The sequence below is a fragment of the Variovorax raffinosi genome, assembly GCF_051216615.1.
In the GTDB taxonomy this organism is placed as follows: domain Bacteria; phylum Pseudomonadota; class Gammaproteobacteria; order Burkholderiales; family Burkholderiaceae_C; genus Variovorax.
This window is the reverse complement of sequence record NZ_JBPJZR010000012.1, coordinates 33,548-59,046: the sequence shown is the minus strand read 5'-3', so window position 1 is coordinate 59,046 and position 25,499 is coordinate 33,548. Positions and strand designations below refer to the sequence as shown.

The 25,499-nt window shown below is 65.0% G+C and carries 22 protein-coding genes, 1 other RNA gene and 1 pseudogene; 19 read left to right on the top strand and 5 right to left on the bottom strand.

Annotated features, from left to right (window positions below; translation table 11 throughout):
- The first annotated feature begins 2 nt into the window (after nucleotides 1-2).
- From ACSFB7_RS28840 to ACSFB7_RS28805, 8 genes and pseudogenes are all read left to right on the top strand, one after another.
- Nucleotides 3-2,426, top strand: a complete 2,424-nt coding sequence (locus ACSFB7_RS28840; protein WP_435475751.1) for an aldehyde dehydrogenase family protein — start codon at nucleotides 3-5, stop codon at nucleotides 2,424-2,426.
- 115 nt (nucleotides 2,427-2,541) lie between these two features.
- Entirely contained in the window at nucleotides 2,542-2,994 is a 453-nt protein-coding gene (locus tag ACSFB7_RS28835) for an RbsD/FucU family protein (protein ID WP_435475750.1), read from the top strand.
- A gap of 4 nt (nucleotides 2,995-2,998) precedes the next feature.
- Nucleotides 2,999-3,946 carry a ribokinase gene (gene rbsK, locus ACSFB7_RS28830; RefSeq protein WP_435475749.1) on the top strand — a complete coding sequence of 316 codons (948 nt, stop codon included), beginning with the start codon at nucleotides 2,999-3,001 and terminating at the stop codon, nucleotides 3,944-3,946.
- 19 nt (nucleotides 3,947-3,965) lie between these two features.
- Nucleotides 3,966-5,018: an ABC transporter permease gene (locus ACSFB7_RS28825; RefSeq protein WP_435475748.1), complete on the top strand. Its 1,053-nt coding sequence runs from the start codon at nucleotides 3,966-3,968 to the stop codon at nucleotides 5,016-5,018.
- A 12-nt stretch (nucleotides 5,019-5,030) separates the two neighbouring features.
- Nucleotides 5,031-6,035 carry a substrate-binding domain-containing protein gene (locus ACSFB7_RS28820; RefSeq protein WP_435475747.1) on the top strand — a complete coding sequence of 335 codons (1,005 nt, stop codon included), beginning with the start codon at nucleotides 5,031-5,033 and terminating at the stop codon, nucleotides 6,033-6,035.
- Nucleotides 6,036-6,046: 11 nt separating this feature from the next.
- Nucleotides 6,047-7,636 (top strand): sugar ABC transporter ATP-binding protein, encoded by a 1,590-nt coding sequence (locus tag ACSFB7_RS28815; RefSeq protein ID WP_435475746.1) that lies wholly within the window; start codon nucleotides 6,047-6,049, stop codon nucleotides 7,634-7,636.
- Nucleotides 7,633-8,676 carry an ABC transporter permease gene (locus tag ACSFB7_RS28810; protein ID WP_435475745.1) on the top strand — a complete coding sequence of 348 codons (1,044 nt, stop codon included), beginning with the start codon at nucleotides 7,633-7,635 and terminating at the stop codon, nucleotides 8,674-8,676. Before ACSFB7_RS28815 ends, ACSFB7_RS28810 begins: the two co-directional genes overlap by 4 nt.
- A 149-nt stretch (nucleotides 8,677-8,825) precedes the next feature.
- Nucleotides 8,826-9,041: pseudogene (locus ACSFB7_RS28805) on the top strand (amidase family protein); the annotation flags it as partial.
- Between the two features lie 288 nt (nucleotides 9,042-9,329).
- Here ACSFB7_RS28805 and ssrA read toward each other — a convergent pair.
- The 4 genes from ssrA to ompA all read right to left on the bottom strand — a co-directional run bounded on the left by ssrA (nucleotide 9,330) and on the right by ompA (nucleotide 11,902).
- Nucleotides 9,330-9,716: a transfer-messenger RNA gene (ssrA, locus tag ACSFB7_RS28800) on the bottom strand.
- 12 nt (nucleotides 9,717-9,728) lie between these two features.
- The gene (locus ACSFB7_RS28795) at nucleotides 9,729-10,397 is read right to left on the bottom strand and encodes an HAD-IA family hydrolase (RefSeq protein WP_435475744.1); all 669 of its coding nucleotides are present in this window, start codon (nucleotides 10,395-10,397) and stop codon (nucleotides 9,729-9,731) included.
- Complete coding sequence (ubiG, locus tag ACSFB7_RS28790; RefSeq protein ID WP_435475743.1) at nucleotides 10,394-11,122, bottom strand: bifunctional 2-polyprenyl-6-hydroxyphenol methylase/3-demethylubiquinol 3-O-methyltransferase UbiG; 729 nt, start codon at nucleotides 11,120-11,122, stop codon at nucleotides 10,394-10,396. Before ubiG ends, ACSFB7_RS28795 begins: the two co-directional genes overlap by 4 nt.
- Before the next feature lie 129 nt (nucleotides 11,123-11,251).
- Nucleotides 11,252-11,902: an outer membrane protein OmpA gene (ompA, locus tag ACSFB7_RS28785; protein WP_187108576.1), complete on the bottom strand. Its 651-nt coding sequence runs from the start codon at nucleotides 11,900-11,902 to the stop codon at nucleotides 11,252-11,254.
- 224 nt (nucleotides 11,903-12,126) lie between these two features.
- Here ompA and gyrA point away from each other — a divergent pair, with 224 nt between their 5' ends.
- The 11 genes from gyrA (at nucleotide 12,127) to ACSFB7_RS28730 (ending at nucleotide 24,851) form a co-directional block, all read left to right on the top strand.
- The gene (gene gyrA / locus ACSFB7_RS28780) at nucleotides 12,127-14,772 is read left to right on the top strand and encodes a DNA gyrase subunit A (protein ID WP_435475742.1); all 2,646 of its coding nucleotides are present in this window, start codon (nucleotides 12,127-12,129) and stop codon (nucleotides 14,770-14,772) included.
- Nucleotides 14,769-15,347: a DUF2059 domain-containing protein gene (locus ACSFB7_RS28775; protein WP_435475741.1), complete on the top strand. Its 579-nt coding sequence runs from the start codon at nucleotides 14,769-14,771 to the stop codon at nucleotides 15,345-15,347. The genes gyrA and ACSFB7_RS28775 overlap by 4 nt, the downstream gene beginning before the upstream one ends.
- Before the next feature lie 69 nt (nucleotides 15,348-15,416).
- A complete protein-coding gene (gene serC, locus ACSFB7_RS28770; protein ID WP_435475965.1) occupies nucleotides 15,417-16,487 on the top strand; it encodes a 3-phosphoserine/phosphohydroxythreonine transaminase in 1,071 nt (356 codons plus the stop codon).
- A gap of 25 nt (nucleotides 16,488-16,512) precedes the next feature.
- Nucleotides 16,513-17,634, top strand: coding sequence for a prephenate dehydratase (gene pheA / locus ACSFB7_RS28765; RefSeq protein ID WP_187108572.1), 1,122 nt, complete (start codon nucleotides 16,513-16,515; stop codon nucleotides 17,632-17,634).
- 14 nt (nucleotides 17,635-17,648) lie between these two features.
- The gene (locus ACSFB7_RS28760) at nucleotides 17,649-18,539 is read left to right on the top strand and encodes a prephenate dehydrogenase (RefSeq protein ID WP_435475740.1); all 891 of its coding nucleotides are present in this window, start codon (nucleotides 17,649-17,651) and stop codon (nucleotides 18,537-18,539) included.
- 1 nt (nucleotide 18,540) lies between these two features.
- Entirely contained in the window at nucleotides 18,541-20,559 is a 2,019-nt protein-coding gene (locus tag ACSFB7_RS28755) for a bifunctional 3-phosphoshikimate 1-carboxyvinyltransferase/cytidylate kinase (protein ID WP_435475739.1), read from the top strand.
- Nucleotides 20,560-20,755: 196 nt separating this feature from the next.
- Nucleotides 20,756-22,444, top strand: a complete 1,689-nt coding sequence (gene rpsA / locus ACSFB7_RS28750; RefSeq protein WP_187108569.1) for a 30S ribosomal protein S1 — start codon at nucleotides 20,756-20,758, stop codon at nucleotides 22,442-22,444.
- 83 nt (nucleotides 22,445-22,527) lie between these two features.
- Nucleotides 22,528-22,854: an integration host factor subunit beta gene (locus ACSFB7_RS28745; protein ID WP_019654766.1), complete on the top strand. Its 327-nt coding sequence runs from the start codon at nucleotides 22,528-22,530 to the stop codon at nucleotides 22,852-22,854.
- A gap of 46 nt (nucleotides 22,855-22,900) precedes the next feature.
- The gene (locus ACSFB7_RS28740; RefSeq protein WP_435475738.1) at nucleotides 22,901-23,236 is read left to right on the top strand and encodes a LapA family protein; all 336 of its coding nucleotides are present in this window, start codon (nucleotides 22,901-22,903) and stop codon (nucleotides 23,234-23,236) included.
- The gene (gene lapB, locus ACSFB7_RS28735; protein ID WP_435475737.1) at nucleotides 23,226-24,395 is read left to right on the top strand and encodes a lipopolysaccharide assembly protein LapB; all 1,170 of its coding nucleotides are present in this window, start codon (nucleotides 23,226-23,228) and stop codon (nucleotides 24,393-24,395) included. Before ACSFB7_RS28740 ends, lapB begins: the two co-directional genes overlap by 11 nt.
- A 129-nt stretch (nucleotides 24,396-24,524) precedes the next feature.
- Entirely contained in the window at nucleotides 24,525-24,851 is a 327-nt protein-coding gene (locus ACSFB7_RS28730) for a ComEA family DNA-binding protein (protein ID WP_435475736.1), read from the top strand.
- A 78-nt stretch (nucleotides 24,852-24,929) separates the two neighbouring features.
- On the opposite strand, the gene ACSFB7_RS28725 is transcribed toward ACSFB7_RS28730, so the two are convergent.
- Entirely contained in the window at nucleotides 24,930-25,481 is a 552-nt protein-coding gene (locus ACSFB7_RS28725) for a hypothetical protein (RefSeq protein WP_435475735.1), read from the bottom strand.
- Between the last annotated feature and the right edge of the window lie 18 nt (nucleotides 25,482-25,499).

Below are 25,499 nucleotides of genomic sequence, written 5' to 3'. Positions count from 1 at the left end.
CGATGAGCAGCAGCCAGAACAACAACAGCAGCAGCGTCGCACGCTATTTCGACACCATGGACTACGGCCCCGCGCCAGAGAGCGACACCGACGCCCGCCAATGGCTCGCGCGCCATGCCGAAGGCTTCGGCCATTTCATGAACGGGCGCTTCACCGCCGCGTCGGCCGGCCCGCAGTTCGACACGGCCGAGCCGGCCACCGGCCAGCGCCTCGCCGGCATCGCACAAGGCTCCGCGCAGGACGTGGATGCCGCCGTTGCCGCGGCGCGCGCCGCGCAGCCCGGCTGGCTGGCACTTGGCGGACACGGCCGCGCACGGCATCTGTACGCCCTGGCGCGCATGGTGCAGCGCCACGCGCGCCTGCTCGCGGTGGTCGAGGCGCTGGACAACGGCAAGCCGATCCGCGAGACCCGCGACCTCGACGTGCCGCTGGTGGCGCGCCACTTCTATCACCACGCCGGCTGGGCCCAGTTGCAGGAGCGCGAGTTCGCCGACCAGGTGCCGCTGGGCGTGATCGGCCAGATCATTCCCTGGAACTTCCCGCTGCTGATGCTGGCCTGGAAGATTGCACCCGCGCTTGCGCTGGGCAACACGGTGGTGCTCAAGCCGGCCGAGTTCACGCCGCTGAGCGCCCTGCTCTTCGCCGAGTTGGCGGTGCAGGCCGGCCTGCCCGCCGGTGTGCTGAACGTGGTGACCGGCGACGGTGCCACGGGCGCGGCACTGGTCGCGCATGAAGGCGTGGACAAGATCGCCTTCACCGGCTCGACCGACGTGGGCCGCCTGATCCGCGAGGCCACGGCCGGCTCGGGCAAGTCGCTCACGCTGGAGCTGGGTGGCAAGTCGCCCTTCATCGTGTTCGACGACGCAGACATCGATGCCGCTGTCGAAGGCGTGGTCGATGCCATCTGGTTCAACCAGGGCCAGGTGTGCTGTGCGGGCTCGCGGCTGCTGCTGCAGGAAGGCATTGCGGCCGACTTCATCGAACGCCTCAAGCGCCGCATGCAGAGCCTGCGCGTGGGCCTGCCGCTGGACAAGGCCATCGACATCGGCAGCCTGATCGACCCCTCGCAACTCGAACGCGTGCGTTCGCTGGTGGCCACGGGCGTGCGCGAAGGCGCGGCCTGCTACCAGCCACCGGGCGCGCTGCCTGCGGGCGGCAGCTTCTTTCCGCCGACACTGCTGACGGGCGTGCACCCGGCTTCCACCGTGGCGACCGAAGAGATCTTCGGGCCGGTGCTGGTGACCCTGACCTTCCGCACACCCGACGAAGCCGTGGCACTGGCCAACAACACGCGCTACGGGCTCGCGGCCAGCGTGTGGAGCGAGACCATCGGCCTTGCGCTCGGCATCGCGCCGCAACTGCAGGCCGGCGTGGTGTGGGTCAACGCAACCAACCTGTTCGACGCGGGCGTGGGCTTCGGCGGTTATCGCGAATCGGGCTATGGCCGCGAAGGCGGACGCGAAGGCTGCTACGAATACCTGAAGCCGCGCGCGTGGTCAGAGCGCAAGCCGCGTTCGGCAACCGTAGCTGTCCAGGCCGCGAACGAGGCAGGCGAGGCGCCAGCCTCAGCAGGGCTTCCGGGCATCGATCGCACGGCCAAGCTGTTCATCGGCGGCAAGCAGGTGCGCCCCGATGGGGAGCTGTCGTATCCCGTGTTCTCTTCCACCGGCCAGCGGCTTGGCGAGGTGGGCAGCGGCAACCGCAAGGACATCCGCAATGCCGTGGCCGCCGCGCGCGCCGCCGCAAGCTGGTCGAGCGCCACGCCGCATCGCCGTGCCCAGGCGCTCTACTACCTTGCTGAAAACCTCTCCGCACGCGCCGATGAATTCGCCGCGCGCATCGCCAGCCTGACCGGCGCGGCCGCACGCGCGGCGCAAGCGGAAGTCGATGCCTCGGTGAGCCGCCTCTTCGCCTACGGCGCATGGGCCGACAAGTACGAAGGCACGGTGCACGTGCCGCCGCTGCGCGGCGTGGCGCTCGCCACCATCGAGGCCATCGGCGTGGTCGGCGTGGTGTGCCCCGACGAGGCACCGCTGCTGTCCTTCGTGAGCCTGCTCGCACCGCTGCTCGCCATGGGCAACCGCACAGTGATCGTGCCGAGCGAAAAGCACGCGCTGGTCGCGACCGACTTCTACCAGGTGCTCGAAACCTCCGACCTGCCGGCCGGCGTGGTCAACCTCGTGACGGGCCCTGCCGCCGGCCTTGCGCAGACGCTGGCCGAGCACGACGACGTCGATGCGCTCTGGGTCTTCGGCGCGAAGGCGCTGTCGCGCACCGCCGAGCGGCTGTCGATTGGCAACCTCAAGCGCACGCTGGTCGACCACGGCCTGGCGACCGACTGGCACGACGGCGCGGCTGCCGAAGGCCCGCTGTTCCTGCGGCATGCCACGCAGGTCAAGAACATCTGGATTCCCTATGGCGAATGAACGTGGCGCGCACACCGAAACCAAGGGAAATCCCCGAATAGCAAACGTTTGCGCAAACGTTTTCTTTCCCTAAGAATTGCGCCCCAGAAGAACAGTTCCATTTGCAGGAGACAACATGTTGAAGTCCATCCATCCACTGCTCAACGCCGACGTGCTGTACGCCTTGCGTGCCATGGGCCATGGCGACGAACTGGTGCTGTGCGATGCCAACTTTCCGGCCGATTCGGTGGCGCGCCAGACCACGCTGGGCCGGCTGCTGCGCATCGACGGCGTGGGCACCACCGAGGCGGCGCGCGCCATCCTGTCGGTGCTGCCGCTCGACGAGGCGGTGGACGATCCGGCGCGCCGCATGGAAATCATGGGCCAGCCGCACGAGATCCCGCCGGTGCAGCAGGAGATGCAGCGCGAGATCGATGCGGCCGAGGGGCGCGCGCGCCCGCTGGGCTCCATCGAACGCTTCGCCTTCTACGAAGCCGCGCGCCGCGCCTATTGCGTGATCGCCACTGGCGAGCGCCGCTTCTACGGATGCTTCATCTTCAGAAAGGGCGTGCTTGCGCCGCAGGCCTGACCCCATGAGCGTCGTCACTTCCAGGCAGCACGGTGTGGCCGTGCTCGGCATCTTCGTCGCCGACCTCGCATTCCGTGCGTCCAGCCTTCCCGGCGTGGGCCAGACCATTGCCGGCTCGGGCTTCGCGATGGGCCCGGGCGGCAAGGGATCGAACCAGGCCGTGGCCGCCGCGCGCGCGGGCGCCGCCGTCACGTTCATCTCGAAGCTGGGGCAGGACGCCTTCGGCAACGACGCGCTCGCCCTGTGGTCGCGCGAAGGCATCACGCCGCGTGCGCCGCAGGTGACGACGCAGCCGACCGGCGCGGCGTTCATCTACGTGCATGAAGTCACCGGCGACAACGCCATCATCGTGGTGCCGGGTGCCGCGATGCTGATCGATGCCGCCGATGTCGACGCGGCGGCCGATGCGATTCGCGGCGCACGCGTGTTCGTCACCCAGCTCGAACAGCCGGCCACCGCCGCGCGCCGCGGGCTGGAGATCGCACGCGAAGCCGGCACGGTGACGGTGTTCAACCCCGCGCCCGCCCTGCCCTTCGACGATGCGCTCTATGCGCTGTGCGACTACATCACGCCCAACGAGCATGAAGCCGCAGCATTGAGTGGCATGCTCGTGGAAACCATCGAGGACGCGCGCCGCGCGGGCGACTTCTTCCTGGCCAAGGGCGTGGGCTGCGCGCTCATCACGCTCGGCGACAAGGGTGCCCTGCTTCACAGCGCCAGCGGCTCCGAGCACATCCCGGTGTTCCGTGCCGGCGCGGTGAAGGAAACCGCCGGCGCGGGCGACGCCTTCAACGGCGGCTTTGCAGCCGCACTGGCCGAAGGCGCCACCGCCCATGAGGCGGCACGCTTCGGCGCGGCGGTGGCCGCCATCTCGGTGACACGTGCCGGCACGGCGCCCTCGATGCCCACGCGCGCCGAGGTCGATGCGCTGCTGGGCCACGTCGCCGCCTGACAGGACGAGGACACTGCCCATGAAGCTCAAGTTTTCAGACCGCGAACTCAACTTCCTGGTCGGCATCAACGTGCTCATCCTCGTGGCGGCGACGGTGCTCTCCAAAGGCGACTTTCTCGACGTCTACAACTTCCAGTCGATGGCTGGCCAGTTGCCCGAACTCGGCCTGCTGGCCATGGGCGTGGCGCTGTCGATGATCTCGGGCAACGGCGGCATCGACCTGTCAGGCGTGGCACTGGCCAACCTGGCGGGCGTGGTGGCCGCCACGCTCGCGCCGCAACTGGCCGCGCCCGATGTGTCGCCGTGGCTCTACACCGGCTGGTTCGCCGCCATTGCACTTGCGGTGGGTTTGGCGGGCGGGCTGCTCAACGGCGTGCTGATCGCGAAGGCGGGCCTGACGCCCATCCTCTGCACGCTGGGCACGCAGTTGCTCTACACCGGCCTGGCCGTGGTGCTCACGGGTGGTTCGAGCCTGCGCGTGGGCGATGCCGAAGCGCTCTCGGCCATCGGCAACGAGATGGTGCTGGGCGTGCCGATTCCGTTCGTGATCTTCCTCGTGATGCTGCTGGCCGTCGGCTGGCTGCTGCGGCAGAGCCCCTTCGGCATTCGTCTCTTCTTGCTGGGCACCAACGCCAAGGCGGCGCGCTACGCCGGCATCTCGCAGGCCCGCATGCTGATCGCCACCTACGCGCTGTGCGGGCTGCTGGCCGCCGTGGCCGGCGTGATCATCGCGGCGCGCACCGCAAGCGTGAAGTCGGACTACGGCAACTCCTACCTGCTGATCGCCATCCTCATCACGGTGATGGCGGGCGTGCGGCCGCAGGGTGGCTACGGGCGCATGGTGTGCCTGTTCTTCTCGGCGGTGGCGCTGCAGTTGCTGTCCAGCACCTTCAACCTGCTGGAGATTTCCAACTTCTTCCGCGACTGCGCCTGGGGCCTGCTGCTGCTGTTCTTCCTGGCCTATGGGCGCTTCGGCCTGCAGGACCTGCGCGCCTTTCTTTCCACTGCGCGCACCAGCGCACCGCCGCATCAGCCCCCTCCTGGCGCGACGCAAAGAAACCCCGAGGGCTAGGAGACAAAAGACATGCTGAAGAAAACAAAGATCGCCTGCACCGCACTCGCACTGACCACCGTGGCCTTCGCCTCGGCACTGCACGCGCAAGGCAAGCCGCAAGACATCGTCACCGTGGTCAAGATCACCGGCATCAGCTGGTTCAACCGCATGGAAGTGGGCGTGAAGGAATTCGGCGCGAACACGCCGGGTGTGACCACGCGCCAGATCGGCCCGGCCCAGTCGGACGCCGCGCAGCAGCAACGCCTGGTGGAAGACCTGGTGGCCAAGAAGGTCGACGCCATCGCCGTGGTCTCGATGGACCCGCCCACGCTGGAGCCGGTGCTCAAGCGCGCGATGGAGCGCGGCATCAAGGTCGTGACGCACGAGGCCGACAACCAGAAGAACACCATGGTCGACATCGAGGCCTTCGACAACACGGCCTACGGTGCGCGCATCAACGAGCGCCTGGCAGCCTGCATGGGCCAGCAGGGCAAGTGGACCTCGCTGGTCGGCTCGCTCGGCAGCCAGTCGCAGGTGCAGTGGGCCGACGGCGGCGCGTCGAACGCGAAGAAGTACCCCAAGATGCAATTGGTCGATGCCAAGAACGAATCGCTCAACGACGCCGAGAAGGCCTACGGCAAGGCCAAGGAAATGCTGCGCAAGCACCCCGACCTGAAGGGCTTCCAGGGCTCGTCGTCGCTCGACGTGCTGGGCATCGGCCGCGCCGTGGAAGAAGCCGGCCTGCAAGGCAAGGTCTGCGTGTTCGGCACGGGCCTGCCGAGCGAGGCGGCCAAGTTCCTCGAGTCGGGCGCGGTCGGCGGCATCGCCTTCTGGGACCCGAAGGACGCGGGCATCGTCATGAACAAGGCGGCCAAGATGCTGATCGACGGCAAGACCATCACCGAAGGCACCGACATGGGCGTGCCGGGCTACAACAAGGTCTCGGTCAAGAAGGGTCCGGGCGTCGGCATCGTCGTCACGGGCCAGGCCTGGGTCGAGGTCGACAAGCAGAACTACAAGAAATACGCCTTCTGAGCCTGCGAACCATGACCCTTGCAGCAGCGCCCTCCACACGCGCCTCGCACGCCCCGGCCGCGCCGGCGGGGCGCCGCGTCTTTCTTGAAGTGCAGGATGTGCACAAGCGCTTCGCGGGCGTGCACGCACTGCGCGGCATCGACCTGACGATCGAGGCCGGCCAGATCTACCACCTGCTCGGCGAGAACGGCTGCGGCAAGAGCACCCTGATCAAGATCATCTCGGGCGCGCAGCCGCCGAGCCAGGGCCGCATCGTGATCGACGGCAAGCCGCACGATGCGCTGTCGCCGCTGCAGGCGCTCACGCTCGGCATCGAGACGGTCTATCAAGACTTGTCTCTGCTGCCGAACATGAGCGTGGCCGAGAACGTCGCGCTCAGCGAGCAACTGGTGAGCACCAACGGCAAGCTGGCGCGTCGCTTCGACCGCAAAGCGGTCGAAGCGACGGCCGTGCGCGCGCTGCAGACAGTGAAGCTGCCGACCGACGCCGCCTTCCTGGCGCGCCGCGTCGACGAACTGCCGATTGCCACGCGCCAGTTGGTGGCGATCGCTCGCGCCGTGGCCACGCGCGCGCGCATGGTCATCATGGACGAGCCCACCACCTCGCTCACGCAGAAAGAGGTGGACAACCTCGTGCACGTGGTCGAGGCGCTGCGCGCGCAGGACGTGGCGGTGCTGTTCGTGAGCCACAAGCTCGACGAGTGCATTGCGATGGGCGGCCAGGCCATCGTGTTCCGCGACGGCACCAAGGTCGCGCAGGGACCGATCAAGGACTTCACCAAGGCCGAGCTTGCACACTGGATGACCGGCAAGCAGCTCGACGGCGCGCGCTTGCGCCACCGCTCGCACGACGGCGAGGTGCTGATGAAGGTCGAGGCGCTGGGCCGCGGCACGCAGTTCAGCGACGTGGGCTTCACGTTGCACAAGGGCGAGATCCTGGGCATCACCGGGCTGCTCGATTCGGGTCGCAACGAACTGGCGATGGCGCTCGCGGGCGTGCAGGCCGCAGACCGCGGCCGCATCTCGCTCGCAGACAAAGAGATCGTGCTGAAGACACCGGCCGACGGCATCCGCCAGGGCATCGGCTATGTGCCCGAAGACCGACTCAGCGAAGGCCTCTTTCTCGACAAGCCGATCCGCGACAACATCGTCACGGCCGTGCTCAACCGCCTGCGCGGCCGCTTCGGCGCGCTCGATGCGCGCCAGTGCCAGGCACTGGCCGAGCGCACGGTGGCCGACCTGCAGATCGCCACGCCCGACGTGGACCGGCCTGTGCAGTCGCTCTCGGGCGGCAACCAGCAGCGCGTGCTGATCGGGCGCTGGCTCGCCATCGATCCGCGCGTGCTGATCCTGCACGGCCCGACCGTGGGCGTGGACGTCGGCTCCAAGGACACCATCTACCGCATCGTGCAGCGGCTGGCCGAACAAGGGCTGGGCGTGATCCTGGTCAGCGACGACCTGCAGGAACTGCTGCAGAACTGCGACCGCATCCTGCTGATGCGCAAGGGCCGCATCGCCCACGACTTCGACGCGCAAGGGCTGGCCGAAAGCGAGCTGTACCGCGCGCTGGTTTCCGATTCCCCCTCTCCCGCATTCTCATGACGGCTTCCACCATGCAAGCGCACACCACCGCTGTGCCCACGGCGCCCGAACCCAAGGCGCGCACGTCCTGGCGCCAATGGCTCGCGCAACGCCCCTCGGTCTTCACACTGGCGCTGATCGTGCTGGTGAGCCTGGTGGTGGGCGCGATCAACCCGAGCTTCTTCCAGTTGCCGGTGCTGTTCGACATCGTGCGTGCCTGCACGGTGCTGGGCCTGTTCGCGCTCGGCGTGCTGATCGTGCTGGCCGCGGGCGGCATCGACGTGTCGTTCGCGGCGATTGCCGCGCTCACGATGTACAGCATCACCAAGCTCGTGCTGAACTATTTTCCGGAAGCGCCCATCGCGCTGCTGCTGGTGGCGGGCGCGGCCAGCGGCGCGCTGCTCGGTGTGCTCAACGGCCTGCTGGTGCATTGGCTCAAGGCGCCTTCGCTGATCGTGACCATCGGCACGCAGTACCTGTATCGCGGCATCCTGCTGACCTTTGTGGGCACCGTGTTCTTCATGAACGTGCCGGCGCCGATGGACGCCTTCGGCAAGCTCGCGTTGTGGCGCTTCGACACGCCGCAGGGCTTGCACGCGGTGTTGCCGGCCACGGTGCTGGTGCTGGTGGGTGCGGCGCTTCTCACTTGGTGGCTGCTGAACCGCACGCTGATCGGCCGCGCGGTGTATGCGATTGGCGGCAGCCTGGCGATTGCGGAGCGGCTGGGCTACAACCTGCGCACGGTTCACATCTTCGTGTTCGCGTACGCGGGTTTTCTGTCGGGCCTTGCGGGCATCGTGCATGTGTCGAGCACGCGACTGGCCAATCCTTTCGACCTGGTGGGCAACGAGCTGGATGTGATCGCCGCGGTGATTCTTGGCGGGGCGCGCATCACCGGTGGCAGCGGGACCGTGGGCGGCACGCTGCTTGGCGTGGTGCTGGTAACGTTGATCAACAACGTGCTGATTCTGGCGGGTGTGCCGAGTACATGGCAGAAGGTCATTATTGGGGGGTTCATTCTTGTGGCGGGGGCTTGCTTTGCGATGCGGAAGCAGGGTTGAGGGGGTTTGCGGCGCGTCAACAGTGCAGCGATAAGACTGCCGATGTGGCCGGGCCGCTCAAGGGCTGAACTCACGAGCCGGGCATGACTGCTGCCGTGCGATTAGCTGCCGACAGCGTCGCGTTGCTTGCCTGAAGAGCGAAGACGGATCTTCCTGAGTTTTCGTACTGGATCGAGCGCGGCAATCTGCTCTCCAGTCGGACGAACAATCCCTGGAACCTCGAGTGCACGCCCTGCAGGTCGAACAGCGGCGAATCGGCTGCGATTGCGGCTGGCGGCATGTCTCCACCAGGCCTTGGCACCGGCCTGGCGATCTCTGTGCGCGGACCGGCCAACGCGGCTCATGACCTTCACCTGGTTCTCTGACTCAGGAGCCAATCATGTCCACCTTGCCCCTGGATCGATCGAGTGCCGCGGCCCGGAGCTCGCGGCGCTCGCGCTCTTGCAGAGTTTGTCAGTCAGTGCCGACGGGGTTCCAGGGTGGGGAATAGGTGGTAACCGGGGAGCAATCCCCTATTGCGGCGGCTTTACCCTCGCTTGTTCCCCGGTTGAGCCTTGGCAAATCGCGTCGGACGCCCTCGCACGACAAGCACCCGATCTCCTAATGAAAAAGGGCGTTCACTGAACTTCAGTGAACGCCCTTGGACGTTGTGTTGGTGGAGCTGGGGGGATTTGAACCCCCGTCCGCAAGCCTTCATCGCGCAGTTCTACATGTTTAGTGATCTGATTTGAGTCTCGCTTCCGGAGTCGCGCAGTCACACGCTAAACCGGACGCCAGCACCCTATTTTCTCGCCTCGACCCAAGGTACCCGGATCGAAGCCAGCCCATGTAATTATCTTTGCAGCCGGGAGGATTCAGATTGCTCTGTCACCCCCTTGCCCAGCCCATCGGCCTGCTGTTGCAAAGCTCACTGGCAATTAAGCAGCGAGTGCGAAACGTTCGTCGTTTGCAGTTAGTTTGTTTGAATCTGTTTTACGAGCGCATTCAGCTCGACATGCCCCGCTGCGACTCCGAACCCACGTCGAAACCAGTGCAGCCCCAAGCCTTCCATTTTAGGCGCTATTGAGGAACTTCAAGAGCTCGAGGGGCGAAGAGATTGAAGCATCGGCCTTCCAGAGCGCGGCATCGGCTTGCGAACCCATGTAGCCGTAGGCGGCCGCGACGGTTCGCATGCCGGCGGCGCGGCCAGCGATGATGTCGCGCTCGTCGTCCCCGACGTAGATGCACGCACTGGACGCGACGCCCAACCGCCGGGCCGCTTCATGCAAAGGCTCTGGGTGTGGCTTGGAGAAAGGCGTGGTGTCGCCGCTCACGATCGCTCGCGCCGTGGCAAATAGCGGGATGGCACTCGTCAGCGGATCGGTGAAACGAGCCGATTTGTTGGTGACGACGCCCCAGAGCAGGCCTCGCTCCTGGAGCGCCTCGATCAGGACCTGGACACCATCGAACACATGCGTGTTCAGCAGCATGCGTCGCTCGTAGGCGACAAAGAATTCTTCTCGCAATTCGTCGAACTCAGGCGCCTCCGGCGTGATGCCGAATGCCACACCGAGCATTCCGCGCGCACCGGAACCGGCCATCGGCCTGTAACGCTCCAACGGATAAGAGGCGAGGCCGCGATCGGTACGCATCTTGTCGGCTGCAGCACCCAGGTCGGGAGCGCTGTCTATCAGCGTGCCATCCAGATCGAACAGCACAGCTTGTGTCGAAGCATTTGTCATCCCTGCGAACCCGGCAACGGTGGTTTTTGCGTTGCAAACATGTAGTTGACGCTGGTGTCGGCGCTGAGCCAGTAGCGCCGAGTCAGCGGGTTGTGCTCCATGCCGCGGGTAGCCCGAAGATCCAGTCCGGCTGCGCGGCAGTAGGCAGCAAGCTCACTGGGGCGAATCAGCTTCGGATACTCATGGGTTCCGCGTGGCAGCATGCCAAGAACATATTCGGCACCCACGATCGCAAACATGAAGGCCTTCAGGTTGCGGTTGATCGTCGAGAGAAAAACCCATCCGCCCGGCTTTACCAGCGTGGCGCAGGCTTGGACGATCGAGGCAGGCTGCGGCACGTGCTCAAGCATTTCCATGCATGTGACGACGTCAAAGCTGCCGGGCTGCTCAGCAGCCAGTGCTTCGGCACTGATCTCGCGGTACTTGACGCCACGCGTGCCAGCCTCGAGGGCATGCAACTGGGCGACCTTGAGTGCCTTGCCCGCCAAGTCGATGCCAAGTACGTCGGCGCCCTTTCGCGCCATCGAATCGGCCAGGATTCCGCCGCCGCAGCCGATATCCACCACTCGACGTTGCGAAATGGGCGAAATACCGTCGATCCACTCGAGACGCAATGGATTGATTTCATGCAATGGGCGGAATTCACTCTCCAAATCCCACCATCGATGCGCAAGCTCTGAAAACTTGGCCAGTTCAGCCGGGTCGGCATTCACGTTTTCTGTCATATAGCGATTATGAAACGGGCAATGGCCCACAACTGTCAAGCAGGCTTTGACAAGCGATTGAGCGTCAATACGGCAGGCATAAAAAAACCCCGCCAAGGCGGGGTTTTTGTCATCGATGGAATCGAATGATTAGTTGGCGCGGGTGCCGACCACTTCGATTTCAACGCGACGGTTCTTGGCGCGACCTTCCTTGGTCTTGTTGTCAGCCACAGGTTGCGACTTGCCCTTGCCTTCGGTGTAAACGCGGTTGCGTTCGATGCCCTTCGAGACCAGGAAGGCCTTGACGGCTTCAGCGCGACGCACCGACAGACGCTGGTTGTAAGGCACCGTGCCGATCGAGTCGGTATGGCCCACAGCGATGATCACTTCGAGGTTGACGCCACGGATCTTCTCGACCAGATCGGTCAGCTTTGCGCGACCTTCAGGCTTCAGAACCGACTTGTCGAAGTCGAAGAATGCGTCGGCAGCGAAGGTCACCTTGTTGGCGGCGACTTGCGGTGCACCCGGAGCAACCGGAGCGCCAGGGGTCGGAGCCACGGCAGCAGGAGCGGCCGGAACCAGAGCGCCGTCGCAACCAGCGGCGGCAGTAGCCGGCGTCCAGTTGGCATCACGCCAGCACAGTTCGTTGGTGCCGTTCTTCCAGACCAGCTCGCCGGTGCCGTTTTGCCAGTTGTCGATCGTAGGACCGCCGTCAGCAGCGGTGACACGGGTCTGCGCGCCGGCGGCAGTGGCGAGCGCAGCGACTGCAAACATCATCGCCACTTTATTCAGTTTCTTCATGGTTCTCCTCTTGGGGAAAAAGCCGCAGCCGCGCTGCGAATCAAGGACGCTTTAAGTGACCACCACCCAAAACGTTGAGGCGATTGTGCCATAGGGTCTTTGGCAAACAGGCCGCTGGACGCCCCCGAAGCGTAGGACGGAGGCGGAATAGCCGCCTAGTGTTGCGGCGGTGCGACACCCCTCACAGCGTAAAATTTCGCCTTCCTGCCGCCAGCCTCTCGCTCATGACCTCCTTCGCCAAAGAAACCCTGCCCATCAGTCTCGAAGAGGAAATGCGCAGCAGCTATCTCGATTACGCCATGAGCGTCATCGTGGGCCGGGCGCTTCCCGATGCGCGTGATGGCCTCAAGCCTGTGCACCGGCGCGTCCTGTACGCCATGCACGAACTGAACAACGACTGGAACCGGCCGTACAAGAAATCGGCTCGTATCGTCGGTGACGTGATCGGTAAATACCACCCGCACGGTGACCAGTCGGTCTACGACACCATCGTGCGATTGGCGCAGGACTTCTCCATGCGCCACATGCTGGTTGACGGCCAGGGCAACTTCGGTTCTGTCGATGGAGACAACGCAGCCGCAATGCGTTATACGGAAATCCGGTTGGCCAAAATTGCGCACGAAATGCTGGGCGATATCGACAAGGAAACTGTCGATTTTCAAGACAATTACGACGGCTCCGAAAAAGAGCCGAAAGTGTTGCCCAGCCGGTTGCCGAATTTGCTGGTGAATGGCTCCGGCGGTATTGCGGTCGGCATGGCCACCAATATTCCGCCGCACAACCTGAACGAGGTGGTGGACGCCTGTCTGCACCTGTTGCGCAACCCGCAGGCCAGCATCGACGAGCTGATGGAAATCATCCCGGCGCCCGACTTCCCCACGGCCGGCATCATCTACGGCATCAACGGTGTGAAGGACGGCTACCGCACCGGCCGCGGCAAGGTCGTGATGCGCGCCAAGTGCCACTTCGAGGACATCGACCGCGGCCAGCGCCAGGCGATCATCGTTGACGAGCTGCCCTACCAGGTCAACAAGAAGACGCTGCAGGAGCGCATGGCCGAGCTGGTGCACGAGAAAAAGATCGAAGGCATCAGCCACATCCAGGACGAATCCGACAAGTCGGGCATGCGCCTGGTGATCGAGCTCAAGCGCGGCGAAGTGCCCGAAGTGGTGCTCAACAACCTCTACAAGCAGACGCAGCTGCAGGACACCTTCGGCATCAACATGGTGGCGCTGGTCAACGGCCAGCCCAAGCTGTGCAACCTGAAGGACCTGATCGAGGTCTTCCTGCAGCACCGTCGCGAAGTGGTCACGCGCCGTACCGTCTTCACACTGCGCAAGGCCCGCGAGCGCGGCCACGTGCTCGAAGGCCTGGCAGTGGCGCTGGCCAACATCGACGAGTTCATCCGCATCATCCGCGAGTCGCCCACTCCACCGGTCGCCAAGGCCGAGCTGATGACCCGCGCCTGGGACAGCAAGCTGGTGCGCGAGATGCTCACGCGTTCGCGCGCCGATGGCGGCGTGATCAACGCCGACGACTATCGCCCCGAAGGCCTCGAGCGCGAGTACGGCATGGGCGGCGACGGCCTCTATCGCCTGTCGGAAACGCAAGCCCAGGAAATCCTGCAGATGCGCCTGCAGCGCCTGACCGGCCTCGAGCAAGACAAGATTGTTGTCGAGTACAAGGAAGTCATGGCGGAGATCGACGACCTGCTTGACATCCTGGCCAAGCCCGAGCGCGTCTCCACCATTATTGGCGACGAACTCGGCGAGACCAAGCAGGAGTTCGGTCAGTCGAAGCTCGGCGCCCGCCGCAGCCTGGTCGAGCACAGCGCCTACGACCTCTCGACCGAAGACCTGATCACCCCAACCGACATGGTGGTGACGCTCTCGCACAGCGGCTACATCAAGAGCCAGCCCCTGGGCGAGTACCGTGCTCAAAAACGCGGCGGTCGCGGCAAGCAGGCCACATCGACCAAGGACGACGACTGGATCGACCAGCTCTTCATCGCCAACACGCACGACTACATCCTGTGCTTCTCGAACCGCGGCCGGCTGTACTGGCTCAAGGTGTGGGAAGTGCCCGCGGGTTCGCGCGGCTCGCGCGGCCGGCCGATCGTCAACATGTTCCCGCTGCAGGAAGGCGAGAAGATCAACGTCGCACTGGCGCTGACCGGCGAAAAGCGCAACTTCCCGGCCGACCAGTACGTGTTCATGTCGACCTCGATGGGCACTGTCAAGAAGACCGCGCTGGACGAATTCAACAACCCGCGCAAGGGCGGCATCATTGCCGTGAACCTCGACGACGGCGACTACCTGATCGGCGCTGCGCTGACCGACGGCAAGCACGACGTGATGCTCTTCAGCGACGGCGGCAAGGCCGTGCGTTTCGCCGAAGACGACGTCCGCCCGCTGGGCCGCAACGCCCGCGGTGTGCGCGGCATGTCGCTCGATCCGGGACAAGGCGTGATCGCGATGCTGGTGGCCGAGGACGAGCAGCAAAGCGTGCTCACCGCCACGGAAAATGGTTACGGAAAGCGAACAAGCATTACGGAATACACGCGCCACGGCCGTGGAACCAAAGGCATGATCGCGATTCAACAGAGTGAGCGCAACGGCAAGGTCGTTGCCGCCACTCTTGTGCATGCGGATGATGAGATCATGCTCATCACCGACAAGGGCGTGCTTGTGCGCACCCGGGTTGCCGAGATTCGCGAATTGGGTCGCGCGACGCAGGGCGTCACGCTGATCGGGCTCGACGAAGGCGCCAAACTCAGCGGGCTACAACGTATCGTCGAAAACGACGCGAACGGCGAGAGTGAGCCTGACGCAGACGATACTTCCACATCTTCAACGGAGAATCCTCAGTGAAAAAAATCAAACTCGCACTTCTGACGGTAGCCCTTGCCAGCAGCTCCATGGCTGCCATGGCCCAGGACAAGGCCACGCTGATCAAGCAGTTCATCGACATCCAGCGCCCCGGCATCGAATCGCTGGCACGCGGGCTGGTCGAACAATCGAGCGCCCCGATCGCACAGGCCGGCTCGCAGTACCTGCAGACGCAAGTGCCGGAAGCCAAGCGCGAAGCCGCTGCCAAGGCCGCTGACGCCGAGCTCAAGAAGTACTTCGACGACGCCTACCCGGTGGTTCGCGACAAGGCCGTGCAACTGGCGCCTGGCGCCCTGACGCCGCTGCTCGAGCAGAATTTCAGCGAAGACGAACTCAAGCAACTGCTGGCCTGGATCAACTCGCCCCTGAGCAAGAAGTACCAGGACCTGAACCCGAAGATGCAGACCGCATTGACGGAAAAGCTCGTGTCTGAAACGCGCGCCACCATCGAACCCAAGATGCGCGCCCTCGACGAGAACGTCGCCAAGGCACTGGGCGCCCCCACCGAAGCACCCGCACCCGCCAAGGCGCCAGCCAAGGCACCAGCCAAGAAGTAAAGCAACGTGACCCAGCAGCAGACGCCGGCCGGCAAGCGCCCCTACAACTTTTCGGCCGGCCCGGCTGCCATGCCGGAGGCGGTGCTGCAACGCGCTGCCTCCGAAATGCTCGACTGGCAAGGCAGCGGCATGAGCGTGATGGAAATGAGCCATCGCGGCAAGGAATTCGGCGCCATCTGTACGCAGGCCGAAGCCGACATCCGCACGCTGCTGGCCGTGCCCTCTCATTTCCACATCCTGTTCATGCAGGGTGGCGGACTTGGCGAAAACGCCATCGTGCCGATGAACCTGTCGCGCGGCAAAACCGCCGACTTCGTGATCACCGGCAGCTGGAGCGTCAAGTCGCACAAGGAAGCGCAGCGCTACTGCGCCGCACGCGTTGCAGCAAGCAACGCCGACAACCAGCAGCACACCCAACTGCCCGATCCCTCGACCTGGCAGCTCAGCCAGGATGCCTCGTACGTGCACGTGTGCAGCAACGAGACCATCAACGGCATCGAATTCCAGCAGTTGCCCGACCTTGCCGCACTCGGCAGCAAGGCACCGCTCGTCATCGATTTCTCGTCACACGTCGCCTCGCGCAGCGTTGACTGGACTCGCGTGGGCCTGGCCTTCGGCGGCGCCCAGAAGAACCTCGGCCCGGCCGGCCTGACGATCGTCGTCGTGCGCGACGACCTGCTCGGCCATGCGCTCGAGATCTGCCCGAGCGCGTTCAACTACAAGACCGTGGCCGACAACAAGTCCATGTACAACACCCCACCGACCTGGGGCATCTACATGGCGGGGCTCACGTTCCAGTGGCTTCTGCAGCAGACCGAGGGCGACCTCACCGGCGTGGCCGCCATGGAGCAGCGCAACATCGCGAAGGCGAAGCTGCTGTACGACTTCATCGACGGCTCCGACTTCTACGCCAACCGGATCGATGCGAATTGCCGCTCGCGCATGAACGTGCCGTTCTTCCTGGCCGATGAAGGCCGCAACGAGGCCTTCCTGGCCGGTGCGCGCGAAGCCGGGCTGTTGCAGCTCAAGGGCCACAAGTCGGTCGGTGGCATGCGCGCCAGCATTTACAACGCCATGCCGCTGGCAGGGGTGCAGGCACTCGTGGGCTACATGCGAGAATTCGAGCGATCGCATGCCTAGGCGCATGCCCTAGCTGCTCGCACCGATGACCGACTCCGCACCCACACCGCCCTCCTCCCCCGACAACTCCGAAAGCCTTGCCGGTCTGCGCGTGCAGATCGACTCGCTCGACCAGCAACTGCTCAGCCTGCTCAACGAGCGGGCCCATGTGGCCGAACTGGTCGGCGAGGTCAAGAAGCGCGAAGGCACTCCGTTCTTTCGCCCCGACCGCGTGGCGGCGGTCATCGACAAGATGCAGAAAAGCAATGCGGGTCCGCTCAAGGACCTGCATGTGGCGGCCATCTGGCGCGAAATCATGTCGGCCTGCCTGGCCCTCGAATCGCCGCAGCGCGTGGCCGTTCTGGGCCCCGAAGGCACCTTCTGCGAACAGGCCGCCATCGAGTACTTCGGCGGCGCAGCCGATCTGATCTACTGCGCCAGCTTCGACGAGGTGTTCCATGCGACCGCCGCGGGCAGCGCCCAGTACGGCGTGGTCGGCGTCGAGAACTCGACCGAAGGCGTGGTCACGCGCTCGCTGGACCTCTTCCTGCATTCGCCCACGCACGTCGTCGGCGAAGTCAGCCTGCTGGTGCGCCACCATCTCCTGCGCAGCAGCAATTCGCTCGAAGGCGTCGAGGCCGTATTGGCTCATCCGCAGGCCTTGGCCCAATGCCAGACCTGGCTGTCCAAGCACCTGCCGAACGCCGAGCGACGTGCCGTGTCGAGCAATGCCGAAGGCGCCCGACTCGCCGCCACCAACCCGGCCTGGGCCGCTCTGGCCGGTGAACGCGCGGCCACACGCTTCGGCCTGCACATCGTGGCGCATGCCATCCAGGACGATTCGTACAACCGCACCCGCTTCTCGGTGATCTGCCTGCCGCAGACGCTGGCCATGCCGCCCGCTTCGGGCCGCGACTGCACGAGCCTGATCGTCTCGGTGCCGAACCAGCCCGGCGCGGTGCACGACCTGCTGGTGCCGCTCAAGGCCAACAACGTGTCGATGACGCGCTTCGAATCGCGCCCCGCGCGCACCGGCCAGTGGGAGTACTACTTCTACATCGACCTCGACGGCCATCCCTCGCAGCCGAACGTGGCTGCGGCGCTGGCCGAACTGCGCGGCCTCTGCGCGTTCTACAAGGTCCTTGGCGCCTACCCCGTCAAAGCCTGAGCCGGACAGACACGATGTTCGAGCAACTGGGATTGATCGGCTGCGGCCTCATGGGCGGCTCTTTTGCGCTCGCGCTCAAGCGCGCGAAGCTGGTGAAACGCGTGGTCGGCTACAGCAAGTCGCCGTCCACCACCGAACGGGCTCGCCAGCTTGGCGTGATCGACGTGGTGGCACCCTCCGCGCTGCTCGCCGTGTCGGGCGCTGACCTCGTGCTGCTGGCTGTGCCGGTGGCCGCATCGGAAGCCATGTTCAAGGCCATCCGCCATGGCATTTCGAGCGAAACGCTGGTGATGGACGTCGGCTCGACCAAGGGCGACGTGATCGAAGCCGCGCGCAACGGCCTGCAAAAGCAGTTCGCGAATTTCGTTCCGGCACATCCGATCGCCGGCAAGGAAGTCTCCGGTATCGAGCACGCCGAAGCCTCGCTGTTCACCGGCCGCCAAGTCGTGCTGACGCCGGTCAAGGCCACGCTGCGCTCGAACGTGCAGCGCGCCTCGCAGGTCTGGAGCGGCATCGGCGCCCATGTCGTCACCATGACGCATGAAGAGCACGACGCCGCCTTCGCCGCCGTCAGCCATCTGCCGCACCTGCTGGCCTTCGCATACACCAACGCCCTGACCGCGCAGCCGCAGGGCGACCGCTTCCTGAGCCTCGCGGGCCCGGGCTTTCGCGACTTCTCGCGCATCGCCGCAAGCGACCCGGTCATGTGGCGCGACGTGCTGCTCGCCAATCGCGAGCAGGTGCTTCAGCAATCGCAGGCTTTCCGCAAGGCGCTGGAAGACCTCGAAGCGCTGATGACTGCCGGCGACCTGCAGGCGCTGGAGCAATCCATCGCCGCCGCCAGCAAGGCCCGCGCCGCCTGGAAGCCCAGCGCCGACACGGCTTCGTCGCAGCAGGATGTCTGACATGTTCTCGACAGCCTTCCTCGACCTCCCGCCCCTCGTGGGCGCTGCCGGCACGGTCCGGCTGCCGGGCTCCAAGAGCATTTCCAATCGCGTGCTGCTGCTGGCGGCGCTCGCCAGCGGCACCACCACCATCCACGACCTGCTCGACTCCGATGACACGCGCGTGATGCTCGACGCCCTGCGCGCGCTCGGCTGCGGCATCGATCCGGCGCCAGCCGACAACACGCTGCGCATCACCGGCCTCGGCGGGCAACTGAAGCCCAGCAGCACCCTGCTGCCGCTGTTCCTGGGCAACGCCGGCACTGCGATGCGCCCGCTGACTGCGGCGCTTTCGCTGCTCGGCGGCGAATTCGAGCTGAGCGGCGTGCCGCGCATGCACGAGCGCCCCATCGGCGATCTGGTCGATGCGCTGACCCAGCTCGGCTGCCAGATCGACTACCTCGGCAACCCCGGCTATCCGCCGCTGCGCATTCATCCGGTCGACCACGGCGACCTGGTGCTCGATGCGCCGATCCGCGTGCGCGGCGATGTGTCGAGCCAGTTCCTGACCGCCCTGCTGCTGGCGCTGCCGCTCGCAGCACGCAACGACATCGTGATCGAAGTGGTCGGTGAACTGATCTCCAAGCCTTACATCGAGATCACGCTGAACCTGCTCGCACGCTTCGGCATCGCGGTGCGGCGCGACGGCTGGGAGCGCTTCACCATTCCGGCCGACAGCCACTACAGCTCACCGGGCGACATCCATGTCGAGGCAGACGCTTCCTCCGCTAGCTATTTCATAGCGCTTGGCGCGATTGCGACGGGCGTATCCAGAAAGAATGGCATTCGAATCGAAGGCGTGGGCGCTGATTCGATCCAGGGCGACATCCGCTTCATCGACGCCGCGCAGCAAATGGGCGCGCAAGTCGACAGCGGCCCGAATTGGCTCGAAGTGCGCCGTGGCGCCTGGCCGCTGAAGGCCATCGACCTCGACGCCAACCACATCCCCGACGCGGCGATGACGCTCGCCGTCATGGCGCTGTACGCCGACGGCCCCAGCACGCTGCGCAACATCGCCAGTTGGCGAGTCAAGGAAACCGACCGCATCGACGCCATGGCCAACGAGCTGAGGAAGCTGGGCGCCACGGTCGAAGCCGGCCCGGATTTCATCCGCGTGCATCCGCTGGCGCAAGGCGGCTGGCTGCCGGCGAGCATCCACACCTATGACGACCACCGCGTCGCCATGTGTTTTTCGCTCGCGGCGTTCAACCCGGCCCGGGTGCCGGTGCGCATCCTCGATCCGCATTGCGTTGCCAAGACCTTCCCCGACTACTTCGAAACGCTGTTCTCGGTGGCCGAAGCCTCGGCGGTGCCGGTGATCTGCATCGACGGCCCGACCGCCTCCGGCAAGGGAACGCTCGCGGCCGAAGTGGCGCGGCTGCTGGGCTACCACTACCTCGACTCGGGCTCGCTCTACCGTGTGACCGGCCTTGCCATGCGGCGCGCCGGCCTGAGCGCCGATCCGCAGCACGAAGCGCAGATTGCCTCGCTCGCGGCCGCCCTGCCCCTGCAGTTCACCGAGGGCAAGGTACTGCTGGCAGGCGAAGACGTCAGCGATGAAATCCGCACCGAAGCCGCCGGCATGGACGCTTCCCGCGTCTCCACGCTGCCCGCCGTGCGGGAGGCCCTGCTGGCCCTGCAGCAGCGTTTTCGCCAACTGCCCGGCCTCGTGGCCGATGGCCGCGACATGGGTACCGTGATCTTCCCGGACGCCCCCCTCAAGGTCTACCTCACGGCCAGCGCCGTCCAGCGCGCCGAACGGCGCCATAAGCAGTTGATTTCAAAGGGTATTTCGACTACACTCGACAGTCTTCGCTCCGACTTGGAAGCACGTGACGCCCGGGACTCATCCCGCAGCGTCGCACCTCTGAAGCCGGCGCAGGATGCCCGCCACCTGGACAACTCCCAGCTTTCCATCGAGCAATCGATCGATCAGGTGTTGAACTGGTGGCAGCAAGTACAGCCTTTCAAGTCCGCTTGAAGGGCTCGCGCCAACCGGGTGTTCCGGCTGGCGCATACCGCTCCAGCAGGCTCTTCTCGCGCGACAGCGCACCGGCCTTCTGGTTGTTCAACCAACCCGGGCACCAGCCCACAAAACCGCCGTCTCCAGACCCACAGCAGCCGCACGCAATTTCGCAATAGCGCCTGCCAACCCTGCCTGACGGAAGGAACCATAAATGTCTGAATCTTTTGCCGACCTATTCGAAGAGTCCCTGAAGCGTTCCGAAATGCGCACCGGCGAGGTCATCACGGCCGAAGTCGTGCGCGTCGAGCACAACCACGTCGTCGTCAACGCCGGTCTGAAGTCCGAAGCGTATGTGCCGATCGAAGAGTTCAAGAACGACAAGGGCGAACTCGAAGTCCAGGCCGGCGATTTCGTTTCCGTTGCCATCGGCAGCGTTGAAAACGGCTACGGCGACACCATCCTCTCGCGCGACACCGCCAAGCGTCTGGCTTCGTGGCTCGCCCTCGAGAAGGCCCTGGAATCGGGCGACTTCGTCACCGGCACCACCAGCGGCAAGGTCAAGGGCGGTCTGACCGTCCTGGTCAACGGCATCCGCGCATTCCTGCCGGGTTCGCTGATCGACACGCGTCCGATCAAGGACCTGACCCCGTACGAAAACAAGACCCTCGAATTCAAGGTCATCAAGCTCGACCGCAAGCGCAACAACGTCGTGTTGTCGCGCCGTGCCGTGGTCGAAGCCAGCATGGGCGAAGAGCGCGCCAAGCTGATGGAAACCCTGAAGGAAGGCGCTGTTGTCCGCGGCGTCGTCAAGAACATCACCGAATACGGTGCGTTCGTTGACCTCGGCGGCATCGACGGCCTGCTGCACATCACCGACATGGCATGGCGCCGTGTTCGCCACCCGAGCGAAGTCGTTCAGGCCGGCCAGGAAATCACCGCCAAGATCCTCAAGTTCGACACCGAAAAGAACCGTGTCTCGCTGGGTCTCAAGCAAATGGGTGATGACCCGTGGATGGGCGTTTCGCGCCGCTACCCGCAATCGACCCGCCTGTTCGGCAAGGTCACGAACATTGCCGACTACGGCGCGTTCGTCGAACTCGAACCCGGCATCGAAGGCCTGGTGCACGTCTCCGAAATGGACTGGACCAACAAGAACATCGCTCCGAACAAGATCGTCTCGCTGGGCGACGAAGTCGAAGTCATGGTCCTGGAAATCGACGAAGACAAGCGCCGCATCAGCCTGGGCATGAAGCAGTGCAAGGCCAACCCGTGGCAAGAGTTCGCGCAAAACACCAAGCGCGGCGACCGCGTCAAGGGCCCGATCAAGTCGATCACCGACTTCGGCGTGTTCGTGGGTCTGGCTGCCGGCATCGACGGCCTGGTTCACCTGTCTGACCTCTCGTGGAACGAAACCGGCGAAACCGCCGTTCGCAACTACAAGAAGGGCCAGGAAGTCGAAGCGCTCGTGCTGGCCGTTGACGTCGACCGCGAACGCATCAGCCTGGGCATCAAGCAGCTCGACAGCGACCCGTTCACCACGTTCACCACCGTGAACGACAAGGGCCAGATCGTGACCGGCAAGGTCAAGACCGTGGACGCCCGCGGCGCTGAAATCGACCTCGGCGAAGACATCCTCGGCTACCTTCGCGCCAGCGAAATCTCCCGCGACCGCGTGGAAGATGCTCGCAACGTGCTGAAGGAAGGCGACGAAGTCACCGCCATCGTCGTGAATGTGGATCGCAAGACCCGCAACATCCAGCTGTCGATCAAGCAGAAGGACATGGTCGACGAACAAGGCGCCATGGCCAACCTGAGCCAGCAGTCGGCACGCGAAAACGCGGGCACGACGAGCCTGGGCGCCCTGCTGCGCGCCAAGCTCGACAACAGCGACAACAAGTAAGCTGAGTCCGAAGACAGAGCTGGCCAGGCGCTTAGCTTGGCCACTCTGTCTTTTTTTCGTCCACGTTTTCTCTGCCCCGGCCTATGACCCGCTCTGACCTCGTCGAAGAACTCGCAGCGCGCTTTGCGCAGCTCACGCACCGCGATGCCGAATACGCCGTCAAGACCATCCTCGACGCGATGAGCGACGCGCTGGTGCGCGGGCATCGCATCGAGATCCGTGGGTTCGGCAGCTTCTCGGTCAACCGGCGTCCGCCGCGCATCGGACGCAATCCGCGCTCGGGCGAGAGCGTGCAGATTCCAGAGAAGCGGGTGCCTCACTTCAAGCCGGGCAAGGCCCTGCGCGAGGCCGTGGACGCGAAGACCGCCGAGCTCGATGCCGGCAAGGAAGCCAAGGGCCGCAAGGCCTGATCGGCATGGTGACAAACGTAGAATGCTCCCGGCAACGGGAACGGCTATGAAATACCTCCTGTGGCTGCTCAAGGCAGCCATTTTTTTTACGCTCTTCGCTTTCGCGCTGAACAACCAGCACGACGCGACCGTCAATTTCTTCTTCGGTACCCACTGGCGCGCACCCCTTGTGCTCGTCGTGCTCGCGGCATTCGCCGGCGGGCTCGTGGTAGGCGCGCTCGGCATGCTGCCGGGCTGGTGGAAGCACCGCGCCGCAGCGGCACAGTTGCCTTCCGCATCCGAAGCCCCGACCACCGCGGCACCGACGGCCGCATCCGCTCCTGCGGTAGTGCCGTCCATCTCCGCCACCGACCTTCCCGCCGTACGTCAACATGGACTTTGATCCCAGCTGGCTGCTGATCGGCCTGCCCGTCGCCTTCGTGCTCGGCTGGCTCGCATCGCGCTTCGACATCCGCCAGCTCAAGCTTGAAAACAGGCAAGCCCCGAAGGCTTACTTTCGCGGCCTCAACTTCCTGCTCAACGAGCAGCAGGACCAGGCGATCGATGCCTTCATCGAGGCCGTGCAGAACGACCCCGACACGCAGGAGCTGCACTTCGCGCTCGGCAACCTGTTCCGCCGCCGTGGCGAATACCAGCGTGCCGTGCGTGTGCACGAGCACCTGCTGGGCCGTGGCGACCTGAGCCGCAGCGACCGCGAACGCGCCCAGCACGCACTGGCGCAGGACTTCCTTCGTGCCGGCCTGCTCGACCGCGCCGAAGCCGCACTGCAGAAGCTCGAAGGCACGCGCTACGAGAACGAGGCCCGGCTCTCGCTGCTGGCCATCTACGAACGCTCGCGCGAATGGGCCCAGGCCGCCGCCGTGGCGCAAAAGCTCGACGAGTCCGACCAGGCCAGCTACAGCACGCGCCGCGCCCATCACCTGTGCGAACAGGCCACCGAGCGGTCGGCGGCCGGTGACATGTCCGGTGCGGCAAAGCTGCTCGCGCAGGCCGCGGAGCTGGCACCGCAGGCGCCGCGGCCTGCCATCGACACAGCCACGCTGCAGTTGCGCAATGGCGAAGCAGCCGCCGCCTTCGACACCCTCGTCGCACTGAGCGACACCGCGCCGCTCGCATTGCCGCTGTATGCAGCCTCGCTGCAGCAAGCCGCCGTGGCAGCCCACCGCGAAGGCGAAGCGCTCGCGCTGCTGCAGCGGCGCTATGTGGAATCGCCATCGATCGACGTGCTGGAAGCGGTGATCACCCTCGGCGGCACACCGACCGCCACCGAACAAGACCAGGCACCGACCCCGCGCGACGGCTACATCGCCCACCTCGCGCAGCAACCGTCGCTGGTCGCCGCATCGCGCTGGCTGGCGGGCGAGCGCTTCGAGCATGAGCAGTTCCATCCGCAGGTGCAGCGCGCGCTCGACCAGGCCACCCGGCCACTGATGCGCTACCGCTGCGCGGCCTGCGGTTTCGAGGCGCACCAGTACTTTTGGCACTGCCCCGGCTGCCAGGCCTGGGACAGCTATCCGCCTCGCCGCGTCGAAGAACTCTGACCACGGTTCTGAACAATAGTCACGTGGGGACTTGCACGCTTTCCAGGCGTCAACGTCCCGCTTCCCGAGTCCGTTGAGCCCGAGCCGACGCTTCTGTCGGCTATATCAACAAATGAGGGAGTTCAAACAATGCTGAAGAAAATCCTGGCCGCCACGGCCCTGCTGTTCGCGGCTGCATCGTTCGCCGCGGTCGACGTCAACAAGGGCACGGCCGCCGACCTCGACGGCATCAAGGGCGTCGGCCCGGCGATGTCCAAGCGCATCCTCGACGCACGCAAGGAAAGCGAGTTCAAGGACTGGCCCGACTTCATGCAGCGCATCAAGGGCGTGAAGGAAAAGAAGGCGGCCAAGCTGTCGGCCGAGGGCCTGACGGTCAATGGCCAGGGCTTCGGCGGCGCAACCGCTGCGGCGACTGCCGCGCCAGCCAAATCGGCCAAGGCACCGGCCAAGCCGTAACGGCAAAGCGATAGAAAAAGAGCCGCCTTGTCAGGCGGCTTTTTCATGCCCGCCGGCTGTACGCCAGCAAGCGAATTCTCAAAAGGTACGGTTGTAGGTGAACAGCAATGCCGCCTTGCCAAGCGGCGCGATCTGCACCGAGTCGTGCTTCGTGATGCGATAGCCCAATGCCGGGATCACCAGCGGCGAGAAACCGCCGAAATTCAATGGCACCTTGTTCTTGTATTGGCCCACGTAGCCGTACATCAGGCCGACGGTCAGCTTGGCATAGAGCGAAGGCTGATCGAACAGGTTGTCCCAGCGGTAACCGTAGTAGGCATAGCCGCTGGGTTGCCCGAAGGAATTGCTGAAGAACCCGACGCCCCACAGCCAGTTGTCCGGCAGGTGGCGCTCGACGCCGATCAGGTAGACGCTGCGGTGTTCCGGGCTGCGATTCCAGTGATAGGCGTACGGCGAGATCGTCAGTTCCCACTTGCCCGCGCCGCCGATGCTGCTGTCGATCGGTGCGGGCGATGCAGCGGGTGCAGCCGATGCAGACGATGTCTGGGCTTGAACCTGCGGCGACTGCAGCGCGGCCAGGCCGATCAGCGCAAGCGAAGTCAGATGACGATGGCGCAGGGAAATATTCATGTGTTGGATTCCTTGTTT

Excerpts from the sequence above, each read along its gene's own strand:
- rpsA (WP_187108569.1), top strand. The coding sequence starts at position 20,756 with ATGTCTGAATCTTTTGCCGACCTATTCGAAGAGTCCCTGAAGCGTTCC.
- ACSFB7_RS28840 (WP_435475751.1), top strand. The coding sequence starts at position 3 with ATGAGCAGCAGCCAGAACAACAACAGCAGCAGCGTCGCACGCTATTTC.
- ACSFB7_RS28740 (WP_435475738.1), top strand. The coding sequence starts at position 22,901 with ATGAAATACCTCCTGTGGCTGCTCAAGGCAGCCATTTTTTTTACGCTC.
- rbsK (WP_435475749.1), top strand. The coding sequence starts at position 2,999 with ATGAGCGTCGTCACTTCCAGGCAGCACGGTGTGGCCGTGCTCGGCATC.
- ACSFB7_RS28725 (WP_435475735.1), bottom strand. The coding sequence starts at position 25,481 with ATGAATATTTCCCTGCGCCATCGTCATCTGACTTCGCTTGCGCTGATC.
- ACSFB7_RS28815 (WP_435475746.1), top strand. The coding sequence starts at position 6,047 with ATGACCCTTGCAGCAGCGCCCTCCACACGCGCCTCGCACGCCCCGGCC.
- ACSFB7_RS28825 (WP_435475748.1), top strand. The coding sequence starts at position 3,966 with ATGAAGCTCAAGTTTTCAGACCGCGAACTCAACTTCCTGGTCGGCATC.
- lapB (WP_435475737.1), top strand. The coding sequence starts at position 23,226 with ATGGACTTTGATCCCAGCTGGCTGCTGATCGGCCTGCCCGTCGCCTTC.
- ACSFB7_RS28760 (WP_435475740.1), top strand. The coding sequence starts at position 17,649 with ATGTTCGAGCAACTGGGATTGATCGGCTGCGGCCTCATGGGCGGCTCT.
- ompA (WP_187108576.1), bottom strand. The coding sequence starts at position 11,902 with ATGAAGAAACTGAATAAAGTGGCGATGATGTTTGCAGTCGCTGCGCTC.
- serC (WP_435475965.1), top strand. The coding sequence starts at position 15,417 with ATGCCGGAGGCGGTGCTGCAACGCGCTGCCTCCGAAATGCTCGACTGG.
- ACSFB7_RS28820 (WP_435475747.1), top strand. The coding sequence starts at position 5,031 with ATGCTGAAGAAAACAAAGATCGCCTGCACCGCACTCGCACTGACCACC.
- ACSFB7_RS28835 (WP_435475750.1), top strand. The coding sequence starts at position 2,542 with ATGTTGAAGTCCATCCATCCACTGCTCAACGCCGACGTGCTGTACGCC.
- ACSFB7_RS28810 (WP_435475745.1), top strand. The coding sequence starts at position 7,633 with ATGACGGCTTCCACCATGCAAGCGCACACCACCGCTGTGCCCACGGCG.
- ACSFB7_RS28795 (WP_435475744.1), bottom strand. The coding sequence starts at position 10,397 with ATGACAAATGCTTCGACACAAGCTGTGCTGTTCGATCTGGATGGCACG.
- ACSFB7_RS28730 (WP_435475736.1), top strand. The coding sequence starts at position 24,525 with ATGCTGAAGAAAATCCTGGCCGCCACGGCCCTGCTGTTCGCGGCTGCA.
- pheA (WP_187108572.1), top strand. The coding sequence starts at position 16,513 with ATGACCGACTCCGCACCCACACCGCCCTCCTCCCCCGACAACTCCGAA.
- gyrA (WP_435475742.1), top strand. The coding sequence starts at position 12,127 with ATGACCTCCTTCGCCAAAGAAACCCTGCCCATCAGTCTCGAAGAGGAA.
- ACSFB7_RS28745 (WP_019654766.1), top strand. The coding sequence starts at position 22,528 with ATGACCCGCTCTGACCTCGTCGAAGAACTCGCAGCGCGCTTTGCGCAG.
- ACSFB7_RS28755 (WP_435475739.1), top strand. The coding sequence starts at position 18,541 with ATGTTCTCGACAGCCTTCCTCGACCTCCCGCCCCTCGTGGGCGCTGCC.
- ubiG (WP_435475743.1), bottom strand. The coding sequence starts at position 11,122 with ATGACAGAAAACGTGAATGCCGACCCGGCTGAACTGGCCAAGTTTTCA.